The sequence below is a fragment of the Altererythrobacter sp. CAU 1778 genome, assembly GCF_054482795.1.
Map to the genome: position 1 here is coordinate 399873 of NZ_JBTLRP010000001.1, position 20235 is coordinate 420107.

General features: G+C 64.6%; 12 protein-coding genes. 8 read left to right on the top strand and 4 right to left on the bottom strand.

Features of this window, described 5'->3' with window-relative positions:
• The 4 genes from ku to ACXYN8_RS01775 form a co-directional block, all read right to left on the bottom strand.
• Positions 1–849, bottom strand: coding sequence for a non-homologous end joining protein Ku (ku, locus tag ACXYN8_RS01760; RefSeq protein WP_458887552.1), 849 nt, complete (start codon positions 847–849; stop codon positions 1–3).
• An 84-nt stretch (positions 850–933) separates the two neighbouring features.
• On the bottom strand, positions 934–1827 hold the full coding sequence (locus ACXYN8_RS01765) for an ROK family protein (RefSeq protein WP_458887553.1): 894 nt from the start codon (positions 1825–1827) through the stop codon (positions 934–936).
• Entirely contained in the window at positions 1824–3326 is a 1503-nt protein-coding gene (locus ACXYN8_RS01770) for an MFS transporter (protein ID WP_458887554.1), read from the bottom strand. The genes ACXYN8_RS01765 and ACXYN8_RS01770 overlap by 4 nt, the downstream gene beginning before the upstream one ends.
• A 113-nt stretch (positions 3327–3439) precedes the next feature.
• Positions 3440–4477 (bottom strand): LacI family DNA-binding transcriptional regulator, encoded by a 1038-nt coding sequence (locus tag ACXYN8_RS01775; RefSeq protein ID WP_458887555.1) that lies wholly within the window; start codon positions 4475–4477, stop codon positions 3440–3442.
• 274 nt (positions 4478–4751) lie between these two features.
• On the opposite strand from ACXYN8_RS01775, the gene ACXYN8_RS01780 reads away from it, so the two are divergent.
• From ACXYN8_RS01780 to ACXYN8_RS01815, 8 genes are all read left to right on the top strand, one after another.
• Positions 4752–7559, top strand: a complete 2808-nt coding sequence (locus ACXYN8_RS01780; RefSeq protein ID WP_458887556.1) for a TonB-dependent receptor — start codon at positions 4752–4754, stop codon at positions 7557–7559.
• Positions 7560–7675: 116 nt separating this feature from the next.
• The gene (locus tag ACXYN8_RS01785; RefSeq protein ID WP_458887557.1) at positions 7676–9172 is read left to right on the top strand and encodes a tryptophan halogenase family protein; all 1497 of its coding nucleotides are present in this window, start codon (positions 7676–7678) and stop codon (positions 9170–9172) included.
• Between the two features lie 26 nt (positions 9173–9198).
• Positions 9199–11010: an alpha-amylase family glycosyl hydrolase gene (locus tag ACXYN8_RS01790; RefSeq protein WP_458888885.1), complete on the top strand. Its 1812-nt coding sequence runs from the start codon at positions 9199–9201 to the stop codon at positions 11008–11010.
• Positions 11007–12602, top strand: coding sequence for an alpha-amylase family glycosyl hydrolase (locus ACXYN8_RS01795; RefSeq protein ID WP_458887558.1), 1596 nt, complete (start codon positions 11007–11009; stop codon positions 12600–12602). The genes ACXYN8_RS01790 and ACXYN8_RS01795 overlap by 4 nt, the downstream gene beginning before the upstream one ends.
• A 3-nt stretch (positions 12603–12605) precedes the next feature.
• Positions 12606–14639, top strand: coding sequence for a glycoside hydrolase family 97 protein (locus ACXYN8_RS01800; protein ID WP_458887560.1), 2034 nt, complete (start codon positions 12606–12608; stop codon positions 14637–14639).
• Entirely contained in the window at positions 14636–16135 is a 1500-nt protein-coding gene (locus ACXYN8_RS01805) for a tryptophan halogenase family protein (RefSeq protein WP_458887561.1), read from the top strand. The genes ACXYN8_RS01800 and ACXYN8_RS01805 overlap by 4 nt, the downstream gene beginning before the upstream one ends.
• A gap of 142 nt (positions 16136–16277) precedes the next feature.
• Positions 16278–19106, top strand: a complete 2829-nt coding sequence (locus ACXYN8_RS01810; RefSeq protein ID WP_458887562.1) for a TonB-dependent receptor — start codon at positions 16278–16280, stop codon at positions 19104–19106.
• A complete protein-coding gene (locus ACXYN8_RS01815) occupies positions 19106–20137 on the top strand; it encodes a phytase (protein WP_458887563.1) in 1032 nt (343 codons plus the stop codon). Before ACXYN8_RS01810 ends, ACXYN8_RS01815 begins: the two co-directional genes overlap by 1 nt.
• Positions 20138–20235 lie beyond the last annotated feature (98 nt).

Below are 20235 nucleotides of genomic sequence, written 5' to 3' on the forward strand. Positions count from 1 at the left end.
TCAGGCGCTCTTCTTGCGGCGGGTGGCGGATTTGGCCGGGGTTTTCGCCGCGGGCTTGGCATCGCTGCCGACCGACTTCTTCAGCGCTGCCATCAGGTCGATCACGTTGCCGCCGCCGCCAGTCGTATCGCCTGTATCCTCGATGATCGCCTTCTTGCTCTTCGACTTGGATTTCTTGTCGATCAGGCGGCGCAGCGCATCGACATAGCGATCCTCGAACTCGCTGGCATCGAAAGGGGCGCTCCTCTGTTCGATCAGCGCGGTGGCGAGGTCGAGCAGTTCCTTCTTCGGCTTGGTATCGTCGATCTCGGAGAAGAACGACTGGCCTTTTCGCACCTCGTCGGCGTAGCGCAGGGTTTCCAGCAACAGGCCCTTGCCGCAGGGCTTGATGGCGACGAGCTTTTCGGTCCCGCGCACCGCCAGCTGGCCCAGCGCCACCTTCTTCGCCTTGCGCAGCGCCTCGCGCAGGACGACGAATGCCTCCTCGGCCAGGTCGTCCTTCGGCGCGACGTAATAGGGCTTCTCGAAATAGAGCGGATCGATCTCGCAGGCATCGACGAACTGGACCAGCTCGAGCGTCTTCTTGCTTTCCAGTTTGACCGCTTCGATTTCCTCGTCCTCGAGCAGGACGTATTCGCCCTTCGAGATTTCGTAGCCCTTGATGATCTCGTCGCGATCGACCGGCCCGATGCCGGGCACCACCTTTTCGTAGGCGATGCGCTTGCCGCTCGGTTCGTGGATCTGGTTGAAGCTGATCTTCGCGCCGCTCTTGGTTGCGGTGTAGATTTCCACGGGGATCGAGACGAGCGCCAGCCTGATCTGCCCCTGCCAATATGCGCGTGCGGCCATTTGAGAACTCCTCCTGTGAAGGGTCAGCGCGCGAAGGGCGCATTGGTTTCTCGCAGGGACGCGAACTGGCCGAAACCGTGCCGCCTAATTCCGGGCGGTCGCACTCTCCAGCCGCTGGCGGCCCAGCGCGATCGCACCGGTGATGCCCGCATCGTCGCCGAGGGCGGGAGGCACGATGATGCCGGTCAGATCGCGGTCGTAGTGTTCCGCATATCCGGCCAGCTTTCGGCGGGTCTTCGCGCGCAGGGCGTCGAGCAGTCCGGGCGCCTTCACCACGCCGCCGCCGAAGATCATCACGTCGGGCATGTGCAGGAGAGCGAGCGTCATGGCGAATTCGGAAAGGTAGTCCGCCACCAGCGCAATCTGCTCCGTGCTCGCCTGCGAGAGGTCGTGCCCCCAGCGCGCCATGATCGCGGGGCCGGATGCCAGCCCTTCGAGGCAGTCTCCGTGGAACGGGCAGTGACCGGGCCAGTCGTCGCCAGACGGGCGGGCCGGTCGGATGTGCCCGCTTTCGTAATGCGATACGCCGCCAAGCGTCTGTCCTGCGGTGACGACGCCGGTGCCTATGCCCGTGCCGATTGTGGTGTAGGCCACCGTGCGCTTGCCACGGCCCGCGCCGGCCATCTGTTCGCCCAGTGCCGCGCCGTTGACGTCGGTGTCGATGGCGAGAGGGGCGCAGAAACGCTCTAGCGCATCGTGGTATCGCGCCCCGCTCCAGCCCGGTTTGGGCGTGGTCGTGAAGGTGCCGAACGTGGGGGAGGCGGGGTCGATGTCGATCGGGCCGAAACTCGCGATGCCGAAAGCGCCGATTGCACCATGATCCTGCGCGGCGGAAGCGAACCATTCCGCCATGTCGGGCAAGGTTTCGTCGGGATGGCGCGTATCCAGCCTCGTGCGGGCGAGCACCCCGCCGTCGGAGCGCGCGAGGGCCAGCACGAACTTGGTGCCCCCGGCTTCCACCGCCCCGATCAGGCTCATGGCAGCACGGCCTTCACCCGCTGCATCGCGGCGGCCGCGATCAGCCAGGTGACTGCCGCGAACAGCATCGTCCAGATCGGCTCGCCCGGGAACAGCCAGAGCATGATCTGCCCCATTACCGTCGCGACCAGCAGCTGCGGCACGACGACGAAGATGTTGAACAGGCCCATGTAGATACCGAGCTTGGCCTGCGGCAGATTGCTGGCGAGAATGGCGTAGGGCATGGCAAGGATGCTGGCCCACGCAATGCCGATGCCGACTTCCGCCAGCAACAGCAATTGTGCGTCGCGCACGAAGAAGAAGATCAGGAATCCCGCCGCGCCGAGCGCGAGGCAGATCGAATGGGTCCGCACCTGCCCGACCCTGCGGCTGAGCCACGGCAACAGCGCGAGCGCGGCTATGGCAGCGACCCCGTTGTAGACCGTGAACAGCACGTTCACCCAGTTCGCCCCGTCGTTATAGGCGGTGCTGGCCGTGTCGGTGCTGGCGAACACATATTGCGTCACGACCGGAGTGGTGTTGATCCACATGATGAACAGCGCCGACCAGCTGAAAAACTGCACCACGGCGAGCCGCTTCATCACTTCGGGCATTCCTGAAAAATCGCCCACGATGCTCGATAGCATATTCGCCGCCTTGCCCTGGCGGGCCATGCGAATCGCAATGGCGCTGAGTACGCCGTAAAGTGCCATCAGCGCTCCCAGCAGAAGCAGCTCCTTCTCCAGATCGAGCAGGAGGACGGCCAGCGACACCACCACGCCCGAGCCGATCCATACGCCCGCCGAGCCGACGCTCTTGCTGCCGAGCGCGCGCAAGGATTGCGCCTCGTCGACGGCGGCCCTGTCCGCATCGAAGATCGCCTGTTCTTCCGGCGAATACTCGCGCGTGGTCACAATGGTCCACAGCACCGCCACCAGCAGCGCAGCAGCGCCCGCCCAGAAGCTCCAGCGCACGGTGTCGGGAATGCCGCCACCCGGCGCGACGTTGGCGACGCCCATCTGGTCGAGCAGCCAGGGAAAGATCGATCCGACCACTGCTCCTGTCCCGATGAAGGCGGTCTGCACGGCGTAGCCCGCACTGTGCTGGTCCGTTCTCAGCATATCGCCGACGAAGGCGCGAAACGGCTCCATCGAGACGTTGAGGCTTGCATCGAGCAGCCACAGCATCGCCGCGGCAAACAGCAGTGGGGCGCCAAAGCCGGGCGAAAGCGGCATCAGGAAAAGCGAAAGGGCCGCGAAGATCGCGCCGGTCAGGAAATACGGCCTGCGTCGCCCCAGCCTGTTCCATGTCCGGTCGGAAAGGTAGCCGATCACCGGTTGGACCAGCAGGCCGGTCAACGGCGCGGCCACCCACAGCGCGGGCAGATCGTCCATGCTCGCACCCAGCGTCTGGAACACGCGGCTCATGTTCGAATTCTGTAATGCGAACCCGATCTGGATGCCGAAGAAGCCGAAGCTGATGTTCCACAGGCCCCAGAAGCTCTGGCGTGGTTTCTCCATCGCGAGGTGTCGTCCCTTTCCCATGCGCTGACCGTCTTTGCTGCCTCGCGCCAAACGAGCGGGCTGGCACGTATCCCGCCCGGCCTCAATACGCATACGAATGTAAGCGGCGTTCAGGCGCTGCCGCTGGAGCCGCGCACGACCAGCCTGCCGGGGAGCTTTTGCGGCGGAAGATCCCGTCCGTCGATCTGGGCGAGCAGGATATCGACCAGCGTGCGGCCCGCGCCCTTGATGTCCTGCATGACCGTCGTCAGCGGCGGCGTAGTCAGGCTGGCGGCAGGAATGTCGTCGAACCCGACCACCGCGACATCGCCCGGAACGGAGCGTCCCGCTTCCGCCAGCGCGCGCATCGCTCCGATGGCGATCAGGTCGCTCGCGGCGAAGATCGCGTCGAATTGCCCGCCGCGCCCGATCAGCGTCCGCGCCGCGGCGTAGCCTTCGCCTTCGGTCGTCAGTGCGTCCACCTGCAGTGCGGCATCGGCTTCGATCCCGGCATCGCGCAGCGCGGCGCAGAAGCCGGAATAGCGGCCGGAAAATTCCGGGTAGTGCTCGTCCGCGTTGCCGAGGAACGCGATCCGCCTTCGCCCGCGATCGAGCAGGTGCTCGCCCGCCAGCCGTCCCGCGGCGACATTGTCCGTTCCCACGGTCACGCCGCTCGTATCGCTCGACACCGAACCCCAGCGCGCGAAATGCGTGCCCTGCCGGGTAAGCTGATCCATGCGCTCGCGATATTTGGTGTAGTCGCCATAGCCGAGCAGGATCAGCCCGTCGGCCCGGTGGCTGTCCTGGTACTGGACGTGCCAGTCATCCTCCATCCGCTGGAAGGAAATCAGCAGGTCCAGCCCGCGATCGGCGCAGGCCCGCGTGATCGACCCCAGCATGGCGAGGAAGAAGGGATTGATCATGCTTTCGTCAGGCGTCGGATCCTGGAAGAACAGCAGCGCGATGGTGTTCGACCGCTGGCTGCGCAGCGAAGAGGCGTTCTTGTCGACGGTGTAATTGAGGTCGCGGGCGATCTGCTCGATTCTCTCGCGGGTCTTTGCGCTGACGGAACGGTCGCCGCGCAGCGCACGGCTGACGGTCGGCTGCGAGACACCCGCAGCATAGGCGATGTCGAAGCTGGTCGGGCGACCTGTCGCCTTTCGTCCCATTTCTCTCCCCCGGGGGCCGCGAGGCCCCGCACGGGCGATGATAGAGCGCCCCGCGCCGCCCGCAAGAGGCTCGGCAAACGGCGCCGGACAGTGTGACTTTCGGGTGACTGCGCCCAGCAATCGCAGCAGTGCGTATACGTATGCCGTCTTCCTATGCCTGCCCCGGCCGACATACTCCGCTCCGAACGCAACGAGACGCAATGCTTGCGCTGCTGCGAGATTTAACGGGGCACCGGCGCGCCGAAAGCGCCGGGCCCGAGGGGAGACTGCAATAATGGCACTTCGCAACCGTCTGGCCGGTGGAATCAGCACTGGCGCCGTCATCATGGCCCTCGCCGTCGTATCGGCTCCTGCGTACGCGCAGGAAGCATCGGTCGAGCCGGGCGACGAAAACGTATCCGAAACCGACAATGGCTCGGACGAGAACGTCATCATCGTCTCCGGCTATCGCCAGGCGCTCGAAAACGCCGTCAACCTGAAGCGCGAAAGCCCGGTGATCGCGGAAGCGTTCAGCGCGGAGGACATTGGCAAGCTGCCCGACGTCTCCATCGCGGAAACGCTGGGCCGCCTGCCCGGCCTCGCCGTGCAGCGCATCAACGGCCGCGCGCAGAGCCTGTCGATCCGTGGCCTCGGCCCGGATTACTCCACCTCCCTGCTCAACGGGCGCGAGATCGCATCTTCTGGTGACAACCGTGCGGTCGAATACGATCAGTACCCTTCCGAACTGATCGACCAGGGCGTCATCTACAAGGTGCCCTACGCCGGCCTCATCGGGCAGGGCCTTGCCGGCACGGTCGACCTGCGCACCATCCGCCCGCTGTCGAAGAACGAGCGTATCATCTCGCTCAGCGGTCGGCTCGAATTCAACGAAGGCGGCTCGCTCAACCCCGACATCGAGGGTTGGGGCTATCGCGCGACCGGCACCTATGTCGACCAGTTCGCTGACGACACGCTCGGCATCGCAGTGGGCGCGGCCTATCAGTCCAGCCCGAGCCAGGTCGAGAAGTTCAACGCCTGGGGTTACCCGAACGACGCGGGCTACACCGTGGTCGGCGGCATGAAGCCGTTTGCGAAGTCCGTCGATCTCGACCGGTTGGGCCTGTTCGGCACGGTGGAATGGCAGCCTAGCCTTGAGTGGAACACCACGCTCGACGTCTTCTACGCCGATTATCGCGAGAAGATTCCGACGCGCGGGATGGAATTTCCGTTCAACCCCGGCTGGGGCGCGGGCACGACGATCACCGACAACAGCGGCGGGGATTTCCCGGATTCAGTGACGTTCGAAAACGTTCAGCCGGTCGTCCGCAACGATTACGAGCGCAAGGACACAGAGACCTTTGCTGCCGGTTGGAACACTAAGTACGAGAATGACGACGTCATCCTCAACCTCGATGTGTCCTATTCGAAATCCGATCGTCGCCTCCAGCAGATCGAGAGTTATTCGGGCCTCAATTACGCCGCGGGCAATATCAACCCCAGCGACACGGTGACCTACACCCGGCAGGGCAGCGGCTTCCCCTACGCCTTCTCGAATGTGATCGACTATTCCGATCCGGCGCTGATCCAGCTGACCGATCCGCGCGGCTGGGGTGCCGGCGGCATCGTGCAGGCCGGCTTCATCAACGACACCTCGACCGAAGACGAACTGTTCGCTGCGCGGGCAGAGGCGGTCGGCAAGGTCGATCACCCGCTGATCGAGCACGTGGTCGCCGGGATCGCCTATTCCGATCGCAGCAAGTCGCGCGACATCACGCAGAACTTCCTCAGCCTCGCGGGCGGAACGTCGGTCTATGCCGGGCAGGGCGCGGTAACGGGCCTGCCGGTGCCGAGCGACGCGCTGCTGGAGCCGACGGCCTTCCTCGGTTTCCTCGGCTTCGGACCGCAGCTGACCTACAATCCCTTCGTGTTGCTCAACAACGGCACCTATGTCCTGACCGACGTGCAGAGTTCCGACCTGCCGTTTCCGGGGGACTGGGCGGTCAGCGAAAAGGTCTGGCAGGGCTACCTGCGCGCGGATCTCGATTCGACGTTCGGTAGCATTCCGATGACGGGCAATTTCGGCGTCCAGATGGTCTTCACGGACCAGTCTTCGGATGGCTTCAACTCGCCCGGCGGCATCGGGGCGACGCGTACGCCGGTCACCTCCGGCGACAAGTATGCCCACGTCCTGCCCAGCGCGACGCTCAACTTCGAACTGGCGGACAATCTGAAGTTCCGCATCGGCGCAGCCCGCACGCTGACTCGCCCGCGGATGGACCAGCTCAACGCGTCCTACAACGCGTCGATCTCCAACCAGCCGCAAGGTCCGCTCGACTCGATCTTCGGCGGCAGCGGCGGCAATCCGGAGCTGCGGCCCTACGTTGCGGACGGTATCGACGGCTCGTTCGAGTATTACTTCGGCGGCGAGGGCTATGTCGCGGTCGCTACCTACTACAAGTGGCTGAAGGACTTCGTGAACCCCGGCGCTTCGGTGGTGCGCGACTTCTCCTACCTCGTGCCGACGCTCGACGGTGCGGCGCTCGACGCCTTCAACCAGAGCGGGCAGCAGACGCTCGGCCTGGTGAACGGTCCCGACAATGGCGCCGAAGGCTATATCTTCGGCGTGGAGGCCACCGCATCGCTGCCGTTCCGCATGGTGACATCGGCGCTCGACGGCTTCGGCTTCCAGTCCAGCGCATCCTACACCAAGAGCCGTCTCGACGTGACGCTGCCCAATGGTGACACGTTCGATGTGCAGACGCCGGGCCTGTCGAAATGGGTGGTCAATTCGACCGTCTATTTCGAGAACAGCGGCTTCGAAGCGCGGCTCAGCCACCGCTATCGCTCGTCATTCCTGGCAGAGTTCATCGGCATCTCCGCCTCGCGCGATTTCCGCCAGACCTATGCGGAATCGATCTTCGACGCGCAGATCGGCTACCGGTTCGAAGATGGCACCATGCTCGACGGACTGTCGATCACCTTGCAGGCGCTGAACCTGACGGACGAACCCTTCGTCAATTACACCGATGGTGACCGCAGCCATATCGTCGATTACGAACAGTATGGCCGGACCTACCTGATCGGGGCATCGTACCGCTTCTAGAGCCGTATCGGGTCGACGCGGGCAAATTCTCCTCCCGCCCGCGTCGCCCGTGACTGGCCGGATGCGGAAGTCCTTCGACGGGTCTTCCCATCCGGTCATGCCTGAGGTTTGGACGCATGACCGAAACACGAACCAGACGCTTCGCAATCGCCGGTGGCGGAACTGCCGGCTGGATGGCTGCCGCCGCGCTGGCTCGCTTCGCACCGCCCGGCCGTTCCATCGTGTTGGTGGAGAGCGAGGCAATAGCATCGGTCGGCGTGGGCGAGGCGACGATCCCGCAGATCCACCTCTTCAACGGTGCGCTTGGCCTCGACGAAGCGGAATTCGTGCGCGAGACCATGGCGACCTTCAAGCTCGGCATCGAGTTCGACGGCTGGCTGCGCGAAGGCGCGTCCTACATGCACGCGTTCGGCGAAATCGGCCGGGGCGCGGGGATGCTGCCTTTCCAGCACTACTGGCTCCGCGCGCAGCGACTGGGCTTCGCGCTTCCATTACAGCGCTATTCGCTCAACGAACTGGCCGCACGGACCATGCGGATGCACCGCGGCAGGACCGGAAGCGGGCGCGAGATGCCCTACGCCTACCATTTCGATGCAGGCCTCTACGCTGCCTACCTGCGGCGCTACGCTGAAGCGCGCGGGGTGGTCAGGCACGAAGGGCGGATCGGTTCGGTGGAAAGGCACGGGGCGAGCGGCGAGGTCGCCGCGCTGCTGCTGGATGACGGGCGGCGCATAGAGGCCAATTTCTTCATCGATTGCACCGGATTTCGCGCGCTGCTGTCGGAAGCGAAATTCGAAGACTGGTCGCACTGGCTCCCCTGCGACCGCGCGCTGGCTGTGCCCTGCGAAGGCGGCGGCGATTTCACGCCCTACACGAAATCGATTGCCCACAAGGCGGGCTGGCAATGGCGCATCCCGCTGCAACACCGCATCGGCAACGGCATGGTCTATTCGAGCGCGCACTGGACCGACGACGAAGCGGCCGAAGCACTGCTCGGCAATCTCGACGGTGCCCCGCAGGCCGATCCGCGTCCCATCAGCTTCACCACCGGGCGGCGCGACCCGTGGCGCGGAAATTGCCTCGCCCTTGGCCTAGCTGCCGGGTTCATGGAACCGCTGGAATCGACCAGCATCCATCTGATCCAGAGCGCGATCAGCCGGTTTCTGGCGGTGCTGCCTTCGGGCGCTGTCGATCCCGCCATGCGCGACTGGTTCAACACGCAGAGCCGCTTCGAGTGGGAGCGGATACGCGACTTCCTGATCCTCCATTACGCCGCGAATGCGCGGGAAGGGGAGCCTTTCTGGGACGCGGTGCGCGCGATGGAGCTGCCGGAGACGCTGAACGCCAAGATCGCGCAGTGGCGCGGAGCGGGGTTCATCCATCGCGAGCACGAGGAATTGTTCACCGAGGTCGGCTGGTTTCAGGTGTTTGTCGGGCAGGGCGTGGACGCGGGCGGTTACAACCCCATGGCGAATGCGATGCCGGAAGCGGACCTGCGCGCGATGCTCGAAACGATCGAGGCGACGCTGGTCGAGGACGTGAAGGCGATGCCGCGCCATCTCGACTTCGTGCATGCTTTTGCGGGCAGAGATAAGCAGCAGGTGCCAGCGTGAAGGCCGCCTACCCCCTGACCGCCGCAATGCTGGCCATGTCTGCCTGCGCCTCTGCGCAAACGTCACCGGCCGTGCCTGCGGCCCCGCCGCAGGATTTCCGCGCGCGGGAGGCGTCGGAGGAGATCGTCTACTTCGTCCTGCCCGACCGCTTCGCCAATGGCGATCCGGCGAACGACCGTGGCGGCATCGCCGGCGACCGGCTGGCGACAGGTTTCGATTTGACGGCCAAGGGCTTCTTTCACGGCGGTGACTTGAAGGGCCTGACCGAAAGGCTCGACTACATCCACGGCATGGGCGTGACCGCGATCTGGTTCGCGCCGATCTTCCAGAACAAGCCAGTGCAGGGGCCGCAAGGCGGAGAGAGCGCGGGTTACCACGGGTACTGGGTCACAGACTTCACGCGCCCCGACAGCCATTTCGGCACGCGCGAGGAGTTCAGGACCTTCGTCGAGGCCGCGCACGCCCGCGGGATGAAGGTCTATATGGACATCATAACCAACCACACGGCCGACGTAATTACTTATGCGGACGGGCCTGCCACCAATTTCGAATACCGCGGCCTCGGCGACTATCCCTACTCGACGCGCGGCGGGCCGGACGGGCCGCGCATCAATCACGGCTTCGTGGGGGACGGCGACAGCAGCGCTGCGAATTTCGCCGGGCTGACCGATCCCGCCTACGCCTACGTCCCGGTGGTGCCGGACGCGGAACGGGAGGTGAAGGTGCCGACCTGGCTCAACGATCCGATCTACTACCACAATCGCGGCAACAGCTCCTTCACGGGAGAGGACAGCCGCTACGGCGATTTTTCCGGCCTCGACGATCTGTTCACCGAGCATCCGCGCGTGCGGGCCGGAATGATCGAAATCTTCTCCGGCTGGGTGAATGACTACGGCGTCGACGGCTTCCGCATCGATACCGCGCGCCATGTCGATCCGGGCTTCTGGCAGGAATTCGTGCCGGCAATTCAGAGCGTCGCTGCCGACGCCGGCATCCCGAACTTCCATATGTTCGGGGAGGTTTACAAGGACGTGCCGCAGAACGGCTATATCGCCGAATACACGCGCCGCGACGGATTGCCCGCCGTGCTCGACTTCGCCTTCCAGGCATCGATGCGCGAAATCCTCGGCCGGGATGCCGGTACGGTCGTGCTGGCGCATCTGTTCGATGGCGACGTTCTGTACGAAGGCGGCGAAGCCACGGCGCGGACTTTGCCGACGTTCCTGGGCAATCACGACATGGGCCGTTTCTCGACGCTGCTGAAGGCCGACAGGCCCGGCATCGCGCAGGACGAATTGCTGGCGCGGGTGATGCTAGGCCATGCGATGATGCTGAGCCTGCGCGGCAGCCCGGTGATCTATTACGGCGACGAGCAGGGTTTCGTCGGCGACGGCGTCGACCAGCTTGCGCGAGAGGACATGTTTCCCAGCCGTACGGCGGTCTACAACGACAATGACCTGATCGGCACGGAGGCGACCACGGCGGATGCGAATTTCGATACCCGCCACCCGCTCTACCGTCACATCGCCAGCTTATCTGCCATGCGAAAAGCCCATCCGGCCTTCACGCGCGGTCGGCAGGTCGTTCGGCATTACGAACAGGAGCCGGGCGTGTTTGCCGTCAGCCGCTTCGATCCCGCCACCAATTCGGAGTATCTCGCGATCTTCAACACCAGCGCTAAGCCGCGGCGCGCCAATGTGACGCTCGGCTACGATGTACGCGCCTTCGAAAGCCTGCAGGGCGATTGCCCGTCCGGCGTGACCGCTCCCGGCAGTGCCGCTTTCGCTCTCCCCGCGCTCGGCTGGGCCGTCTGCCGGGTAAGCGAGGTGGCGCAATGACCGGCGCTCTCCCCTGGTGGAAGGGTGCGGCGATCTACCAGATCTACCCGCGCAGCTTCATGGATTCGAACGGCGACGGCATCGGCGATCTGCCCGGTATCACGCAGCGGCTCGACCATGTTGCGGACCTGGGGGTGGATGCGATCTGGATCAGCCCCTTCTTCGCCAGCCCGATGAAGGACTTCGGCTACGACGTGTCCGATTACTGCGCGGTGGACCCGATTTTCGGCGACCTCGAAGACTTCGACGCGCTGGTCGCCCGTGCGCATGAGCTTGGGCTCAAGGTCCTGATCGATCAGGTCTATTCGCACACATCCGACGAACATCCATGGTTCACGCAAAGCCGGTCCGGCAACGATAACGACAAATCGGACTGGTACGTGTGGGCCAATGCCAAGCCCGACGGGTCGCCTCCGTCCAACTGGCAATCCGTGTTCGGGGGTCCTGCATGGACGTGGGACGCCCGACGCGGACAATATTACCTGCACAACTTCCTGTCTTCGCAGCCGCAGCTCAACCTGCACAACCGCGCGGTGCAGGATGCGGTGCTGGACGTCATGCGTTTCTGGCTGGATCGCGGCGTCGACGGGTTCCGCATCGACGCGCTGAACTTCGCGATGCACGACCTTGCCTTGCGCGACAATCCGCCAGCGCCCGCGAACGGCAAGGCGCGCACGCGACCGTTCGATTTCCAGCTGCGGATCCACAACCAGTCGCATCCCGACATCCCGAAATTCATCGAGCGTATCCGCGCGCTGACCGACCGATATGCCAGGGACACAGGAGCGATTTTCACCGTCGCAGAAGTGGGCGGTGACGATGCCGATGCGGAAATGAAAGCCTTCACCGCCGGGGAAACGCATCTCAATTCCGCATACGGCTTCGATTTCCTCTATGCCGACCGGCTGACACCGAAGCTGGTGTGCGACGCGCTGTCGCACTGGCCGGAAGAACCGGGCGTTGGCTGGCCGAGCTGGGCGTTCGAAAACCACGACGCGCCGCGCGCGCTTACCCGATGGATCGACAACGGACAGCGCGATGCCTTCGCGCGCATGAAGGCGCTGCTGTTGGCGAGCCTGCGGGGAAACATCATCCTCTATCAGGGAGAGGAGCTTGGGCTGACGCAGGTCGAGATACCGTTCGACCATCTGCAAGACCCCGAAGCCATCGCCAACTGGCCGCTCACGCTGTCGCGCGACGGCGCGCGCACACCCATGCCGTGGACGACGCAAAGCGCAGACGGCGGCTTCGGCTCCGACGCGCCGTGGCTGCCGCTGGGGGAGGAGAACCACGCCCGCGCGGTCGACCGGCAACGGCCGGACGATGCCTCGCTGCTCAATTTCACTCGATACGCGCTGACCCTGCGCCGCGACAATCCGGCGCTGAAGCACGGACGCGTCATATCATGCGCCAGCGACGGTGCGCTGCTCGACCTGACGCGTGAAGCCGACGGCCAGCGCGTGCGCTGCCTGTTCAACATCGGCCCCGATACACTCACGCTCGGCGCGCTGCCGGGCCGCGCGCTGTGCAGCATGAACGGCGCTGACCAACGACACCTGCCGCCCTACGCCGCCATCATTCTGGAGATCTGATCCATGCGCTCTTTCACTGCCATCACCCTTGCGGCCCTGGCCCTTGGCACCTCGCCCGCGGCCATCGCGCAGAGCGTGTCCTCACCCGACGGGCGCATCACCGCGTCCCTCGCCGTCGATGGCGAAGGCAAACCCAACTGGTCGGTGACGCGCGACGGGAAGGAGCTGATCGCTCCATCCAGCCTGGGCTTCAATCTGGAGAACGAGGATTCGCTGCGACGCAATTTCGCCGTGGTCGCGCAAGGGACCGATAGCGCCGACACGACCTGGGAACAGCCCTGGGGCGAGCGTCGGTTCGTGGTCGACCGGCACAACGAACTTGCCGTTACCTTCCGCCAGCAGGACGCGGCAGCGCGCGAATTTACCGTGCGAATGCGCGTGTTCGACGGCGGGGTGGGCTTTCGTTACGAACTTCCCGATCGCGGCGAGACCCGCATCGCGGACGAGCTGACCGAATTCGTCATCGCGCCGGCCGGGCAGGCGTGGTGGATCCAGTCGGGCGACTGGAACCGCTACGAGCAACTTTATCAGAACACGCCGATCGACAGCGTCTCCGTCGCGCACACGCCGATCACCTTCCGGCTAGAGGACGGGACGCACCTATCCCTCCACGAAGCGGCGTTGGTGAACTATTCGGGCATGTCCTTGCAGCGCATGACCGGGCAGCGGTTCCGCGCCCAGCTCGCCCCGTCGAGCCGCGGCGCGAAGGTCGTGCGCGAAGGCGCGTTCGCGACCCCGTGGCGTACCCTGCGCATCGCGGACGATGCCGCCGGACTGGTCGAGAACGACCTCGAACTCAATCTCAACGAGCCGAACGTGCTAGGGGACGTCAGCTGGGTGGAACCGGGCCGCTACATCGGCATCTGGTGGGGCATGATCTCCAATCGGTGGACATGGTCGCAGGGCGAGCGGCACGGCGCGACGACTGCGCGCGCGAAGGACTACATCGATTATGCTGCGGCCAATGATTTCCGCGGTGTGCTGGTCGAAGGCTGGGATATTGGCTGGGATGGAACCTGGTTCGGCAACGGCCGCGACTTCAGCTTCACGCAGGACTATCCCGACTTCGACCTGGAAGAAGTCACTCGTTATGCGCGGGAAAAGGGCGTGCGGCTGATCGGGCATCACGAAACCGGCGGCAATATCGCCAATTACGAGGCGCAGCTGGACGATGCCATGGCGCTATACCAGCGGTTGGGCGTCGATTGGGTGAAGACCGGCTACGTCGCCGATGCCGGCTCGATCATCAGCTGCAATGCCGACATCGCCGATCCGTGCGAAGGCCAGTCCATGGAATGGCACGACGGGCAGCGGCAGGTGCAGCATCACTTGCGCGTGGTTGAGGCAGCGGCCGCCCGCCGCATCGCCGTCAACCCGCACGAACCGGTCAAGGACACTGGCCTGCGCCGCACATATCCCAATTGGGTCGCGCGCGAAGGTGCGCGGGGGCAGGAATACAACGCCTGGGGCGCCTTCGCCAACGGGCCCGATCACGAACCGACGCTGGTCTACACCCGGATGCTGTCCGGCCCGATGGATTACACGCCCGGCGTTCTCAGCCTGAAAGGCGACAACGACCAGCCGATCGCGTCCACGCTGGCGAAGCAACTGGGCCTGTATCTCGCAATCTATTCGCCGATCCAGATGGCTGCCGACTTCATCGAAAGCCTGGCCGAACATCCCAGGGAAATGGAATTCATCACCGCGGTCCCGACCGACTGGTCGGAAAGCCATCTGGTCGCGGGCGAAATCGGTGACTATGCCGTGTTCGCGCGCAAGGATCGCAATTCGGAGGACTGGTATGCGGGCGGAATCAACGACGCGACCGCACGCGAAGTGACGCTGGACTTCGCCTTCCTCACCCCCGGCACGACCTACCGCGCCAGCGTGTGGAAGGACGGCGAAAACGCGACCTACCTCACCGATGCACAGCACGATATCGCATATGACGACTTCACCGTGAAGGCGGGCGAGAAGCACAGCTTCCGCCTCGCCCCCGGCGGCGGGCTCGCCATCAGGCTCCAGCCCGTCAAGTGAGCGTTCCGCGCCCGCCCCACGTCGTCGTCCTGGGTGGCGGCAGCGCGGGGTGGATCACGGCCTGCCTGCTCCACAAACGGTGGGGCGGGCGGGGCGGGCGCGTCACCGTTGTCGAGAGCCCGGATATCCCCATTATCGGCGTGGGCGAGGGATCGACCCCGCAGATGAAGGCGATGTTCGACCATCTCGGCATCGATGAGGCCGAATGGATGGCCGCCTGCGATGCGACCTGCAAGCTGGGCATACGTTTCACCGGATGGAGCGCGCGGCCCGGCTTTGGCAGCTATTTCCATGCCTTTCCCGGCCCGGTCGACCTGCACACCGAACCCGGCTTCATCCACAATTGCGCGCTGGCGCGACGCGGGTTCGATGTGCCCGCGCACCCGGACGACTGGTTTCTGGCCAGCGTTCTGGCAGGGCAGGGAAAGGGGCCGATCCCGGCGGACAGCTTCCCGTTTCCGCCCAGCTATGGCTACCACTTCGACGCGCACAAGCTTGGCGCTTTCCTGCGCGACTGGGCCGTGCGGCGGGGTGTGGAGCACCTCCAGCAAAAGGTCGGCGAGGTCGAGCTGACGCCAGCAGGCGATGTCGCTGCTCTGTTGTACGAGGGCGGAGGGCGGATCGCGGGTGATGTCTTCGTCGACTGTTCAGGCTTTCGCGCCATGATAGCGGAGCAGGCGCTTGGCGCGCGGCACATTTCCTTCGCCGGAAACCTGTTCAACGATCGCGCCGTGGTCATGCCGACACCGCATGACAGGCCGGTCAAACCGCAGACCGAAAGCATCGCCATGCGCGCCGGCTGGCGCTGGCGCATCCCGCTGACGACGCGGGTGGGGAATGGATACGTGTATTCCTCGCGCCACATCGGGGACGAGGACGCGGAGGCGGAATTGCGCGCGGCGCTCGGCGATCCGGTGGGCGATGTGCGGGTGTTGCAGATGAAGGTCGGTCGGCTCGAGAACAGCTGGACGCGCAACTGCCTTGCTGCCGGACTGGCGCAGGGGTTCATCGAACCGCTCGAAGCGACAGCGCTGCATATCGTCATCACGACCGCGCTGGAATTTGCGGACAGCTACGAAGCCGGCGGCTTCACGCCTGCCCACCGCGACCAGTTCAATCGGGCCATCGCCGCGCGCTACGAAGGCATCCGCGACTACATCGTCGCGCATTACCGCCTCGCCCAGCGCAGTGACACGTCGTACTGGCGCGACTGCGCGGCCAACCAGAACCTTTCCGAAAATCTCAGGGCCATTATCACCGGGTGGTTCACTCACGCCGACATCGCGCAGGTCAATCGTGACCGGTATCCGGTGCAGGCCTATTCCGCAGCGAGCTGGCACGTGCTGTTCGCCGGATACGGTACCTTCCCGCCGCCAGAGAAGATCAGGCCCTTGTCCCCGCAGGCCCAGGCGGCAGATGTCGCCTGGGCGCGCGAGACTCTGGCGTCATGCGCGCGCAATTTCGCTGACCTGCCTGCCTTGCACCCCCAGATCTGAACGCGCACGCCGACCGCGTGTGACGTGCATGACAGGGATAAGTCGCTCGATCTCGCGCTTGTCACGGGACTGCAAGAAATTCGCCAAGAGCCTGTCATAAGCTCTGCGTATCCGCGCCCCGAATCCACTTTCGGGGCAAAACATGACCATTACCAAAGCACTTCTCGCGGGCACTTCGGCTCTCGCGCTCGCCGTACCTTCAATCGCGTATGCGGGCGAAATCGCCGGTTCGGTTTCGGATACGACAGATACCATCGCCCTGCGTTCCGCGCAGGTCGAGCTTGTCGAACTGGGCCGCGTCGCGGTGACCGAACGGGATGGCAGCTTCGTTTTCGCCGATGTTCCGGCGGGCGACTATACCCTGCGCGTCAACTACATCGGCGCGACGACCCAGACAGTCGCGGTCAGCGTTCCCGCGACCGGCACGGTGCGCGCCAACATCGCGCTTTCCGGCGTCGGTGACGATGAAATCCTCGTCGTCGGGCAGGCGGCCAACCTTTCCAGCGCCCTGTCCCGCAAGCGTGAGAACGACACGGTCTCCGACGTGCTTACCCGCGACGCCATTGGCCAGTTTCCCGATCAGAACGTGGCGGAAAGCCTGCGCCGCCTGCCGGGTACCAACGTGCTCAACGATCAGGGCGAAGGGCGCTTCGTTTCGGTGCGCGGTCTCGATCCGACGCTGAACGCAACCTCGCTCAACGGCGTGCGCCTGCCATCGCCCGAAAGCGATACGCGCGCAGTCGCGCTCGACGTCGTGTCGAGCGACATCATCGAATCGATCGAGGTCAAGAAGTCGCTGACGCCGGACATGGACGGCGACACCATCGGCGCTTCGGTGGAGATCGAGACGACCAGCGCGTTCGACCGCAAGAAGGACCTTCTCACCGTCAAGCTCGAAGGCAGCTACAACGATTATGCCGACGCCATCAGCCCGAAGGGCAGCGTCGACTTCTCCTACAGGGTGAGCGACAATCTCGGCCTGTCGGGTGGCCTGTCCTACTACAAGCGGACCTTCGAGACGGACAATATCGAGGCCGACGACTGGGAGATCGCCGACGACGGCACGGTCTATGCCGAGGAAATCCAGTACCGCGATTACGATGTCGAGCGCGAACGGATCAGCGCCACGCTGGGTCTGGACCTGCGGGCCGGTGCCTTCACCGAACTTTACGTCCGGGGCATCTACAGCCAGTTCGACGACCAGGAATACCGCCGCCGCCTGACGTTCGACCTGGGCGATGCCAGCGTGTCTGGCACCAGCGACGCGCTGGTCTATTCCGATGACGAAGCCATCACGGTCGAACGCGACGTAAAGGACCGCTTCGAAAGCCAGAAAATCCGCAGCATCGTGGCAGGCGGCGAAAGCGACTGGGGCACGTGGTTCGCGGATTATTCCGCCAGCTGGTCTAAGTCGACCGAGCGCGAGAACGGCAGCATCGACCCGGCCCAGTTCGAACGCGAATACGAGGGCGAAGGTCTGACGCTCGGGTTCGATTACGCGGACCCGCGTGTGCCCACCTACGCGTTGCTGAACGATCCGGGCGATTTCTTCGACCCGTCCGCCTACGAGCTGAACGACATCGAATATGTCGCCCTGTCCGACGCGCAGGACGAGGAATATTCCGCCAAGTTCGACCTCGGACGCCGCTTCGCGACCGACGCCGGCACGATTACCGTGCAGGGCGGCGTCAAGGGCCGCTGGCGCGAAAAGAGCTACGATGCCGAGGTCGAATTCTACGAATTGGACGACGTCACGCTGGCCGACGTTCTGGGCGCAGGCCCGACCTACCGCATCGCGGACATCGCCCCCGTGCCGGGCTTCGGCGAGGCCCGCGATTATTTCGACGCCAATCGTACCGCCTTCGAGCTGCAGGACATCGACAGCGCTTTCGACAGCGCGGTGGGGGATTTCAGCGTCGAGGAGGATATTCTCGCCGGGTATCTGCTCGGCCGCTGGGACAGTGCGACGCTCTCCGTCATCGGTGGCCTGCGGTACGAGAACACCTCGAACACATTGCGCGGAAACGACGTTCTGCTGGTGGAGGAAGACGGCACCCTGCCCGGCGGCGCGATCGCCACGGATGACACGGTCATCGTCGCTCCCGTCTCGATCGAGAAGGATTACGACCACTGGCTGCCGAGCCTTAACCTTCGCTTCGAAGCGGCGCCCGACCTGATCCTGCGCGCGGCTGGCTATAGCTCGGTCGTGCGGCCCGGCCCCTTCCAGCAGGCGCCCCGCGTCGCGGTGGAGGAAGCCGACGATGGCGAGCGTGAAGGCGAATTCGGCAACCCGGACCTGCGGCCGACGCGGGCCTGGAATTTCGACGCTGCGGCCGAATACTACCTCGGCAACAACGGCGCGATCTTCGCTTCGCTGTTCTACAAGCAACTGGACGACTTCCTGGTCGAAACCACGTTCGAGGCCGACGATGCGCCCTTCAACGGATCGTTCCGCGGCGTGCCGTTCGACGAAGCGACGATCTGGTTCAACGGCGACGAAGCGGATATCTTCGGTGTCGAGCTTGGCGTTTCGCAGGCTTTCACCGGGACGCTCGACGGTATCGTCGTGCAGGCGAACTACACCTATACCGATGCGAGCGGCACGGTGACGCTGGTGGCGGCTGAAGGGCCGCGCGACATCGCGCTGCCATCGACCAGCAAGCACACGGCCAATGTCTCACTCGGCTACGACAAGGGGCCGGTCGATATCCGCCTGTCTGGCACCTATCGTGACAAGTATCTCGACGAACTGGGCAGCGAAGCCGCGCTGGATCGCTACGTCGACGATCACTTCCAGCTCGACCTGTCGGCCAAGTTCCGCGCGAGCGAACGCCTGCAGCTGTTCTACGAATGGGTGAACATCAACAACGCCAAGTATTTCGCCTACAATACGCTGGGCGGCCGCCAGAACCCGTTCCAGTATGAGGAATACAACTGGACCATGAAGGCCGGCGCGAGGTTCACCTTCTGATGCGCGCCGAACATTCCCTGCTCGCCCTGTCGCTTTTCGGACTGGTTGGCGCCTGCGCCACCATTCCGATCGGCGGCAACCCGGCCGTGTCGGTGTACGCCGTGGCCGAGACCGAGCCCGTCGGCACGGCAAACGAGGACGCGGCGGACGATCCGGCGATCTGGCGCAATCCGGCAGCGCCGGAGAAGAGCCTGATCGTGGCGACGGACAAGAAGGGCGGGCTCTACGTCTACGACCTGCAGGGCCGCATCCTCAGTTTCCACGCGCAGGCGGGGCTCAACAATGTCGATCTCGCGGACATGGGCGACGACGGCGTCATCGTCTTCGCCAGCGACCGCAGCGACTTGGCCAATGGGAAGATCGCACTGTTCCGCCTCGATACCGGGCCGGGTACGCTGACTCCCCTCGGAAGCGTCGCGGCCGGAGCGGGGGAGGCGTATGGGATCTGCGGCTACCGCGATTCAGCCGGGCAACTGGTGGTCTACACCGCGCCCAAGCAGGGAAACATCGGCAAGTGGGTCGTCACCCTCGGCGCTGCGCCTAAGGCCACTTTGCGCCGGTCCATGACGGTGCCGAGCCAGCCGGAAGGCTGCGCCATCGATCCGCGCGACGGTACGCTTTATATCGGGGAGGAAGATGCAGGCATCTGGCGCTTCTCCGCTGGCGCGACGGCAGGCGAGCTCGTCGTGCCGGTGGACAACCGGATGCTTGTGGCCGACCTCGAAGGTCTGGCGCTGGTGCCTTCCGGCACGAAAGGCGGCTGGCTCTACGCCTCGAGCCAGGGCGACAACGCCTATATGCGCTTCGCCCTCCCGAACATGACACCGGCGGGCCGGTTCCGCATCGCTGCCGGACGCTTCGGAAGTACCGAGGAAACCGACGGCATAGAGGCCAAAAGCGGCGATTTCGGCCCCGCCTTTCCCGGCGGCATTTTCATCGCGCAAGACGGGGTCAACGGCGGCGAAGCGCAAAACTTCAAGTTGGTATCCCTCTCTGCGATCGAAAACGCGCTCGCTAACGCCGCAGAATAATCAGGGAAATGATGGTGGGCGGTGTGACGAACCGATCGTCGCGCCGCCCCTTTTATTCAGCCTTCACGGCAACGGTGTTCCACAAAACGCTATTGCAA